This window comes from Streptomyces sparsus (assembly GCF_054776295.1).
Window position 1 is genome coordinate 1 of record NZ_BAAHCA010001604.1, and the last position, 646, is coordinate 646.

1 protein-coding gene and 1 pseudogene are annotated in these 646 nt (G+C 76.5%); one reads left to right on the top strand and one right to left on the bottom strand.

The window, feature by feature from the left end; genetic code table 11:
• Positions 1–382, top strand: a pseudogene (locus tag ACYVE9_RS29860) (hypothetical protein); the annotation flags it as partial.
• A 150-nt stretch (positions 383–532) separates the two neighbouring features.
• Here ACYVE9_RS29860 and ACYVE9_RS29865 read toward each other — a convergent pair.
• The gene (locus tag ACYVE9_RS29865) at positions 533–634 is read right to left on the bottom strand and encodes an FCD domain-containing protein (RefSeq protein WP_461030990.1); all 102 of its coding nucleotides are present in this window, start codon (positions 632–634) and stop codon (positions 533–535) included.
• Positions 635–646: the final 12 nt, after the last annotated feature.

Below are 646 nucleotides of genomic sequence, written 5' to 3' on the forward strand. Positions count from 1 at the left end.
CCGGGCCGTGCTGGACTTCCGGCGGGGCCTGCTGGCCGAGCACATCGCCGACAACCCGCAGGCGGCCCGAGCCGCCTACCGGCGTGCGCACGCCGGCGCGACCGCGCACGGCGACGCGCTGCTGTGCTCCTTCACCTGGCGCCACCTGGCCGGTCTGGCGCTCCGTGAGGGGGAGCTGACCGAGGCCCGGCACGGCTTCAGCGAGTCGCTGCGTCTGCGCGAGGAGCTGGGCTTCCTGGGCGGCATGGCCCCGGCGCTGGCGGCTCTCGCGGACGCCGAGCCGGAGCCGGAGGCGAGCCGGCTCCGCGCCGAGGCGCAGCGGCTGTTCCGGCTGCTCGGCGGCGTTCCGACCTGGTTGGAGAGCCAGCTCCCCGCCGCCTGAACCACTGCACCCGTCACACCGCCCCGACACCACGACCGCACCGCTGCCGCCGACCACCGGCACCGCTGTTCACCCACCCGACCGTCGCCGGCGTCCGGACGGACGGTGTTTCCGGGTGGTGGGTCAGCGGTACAGGTGGCGGTTCGCGGGTCAGCGGTTCAGGTGGCGGCGCATGATGCCCTCCGCGTGGGCGGCGTCGCCCGCCGCCAGCGCCTCGACCAGCGTCACGTGCTCCGCGGCACGGACGGCCAGCTCCGCCGGCCG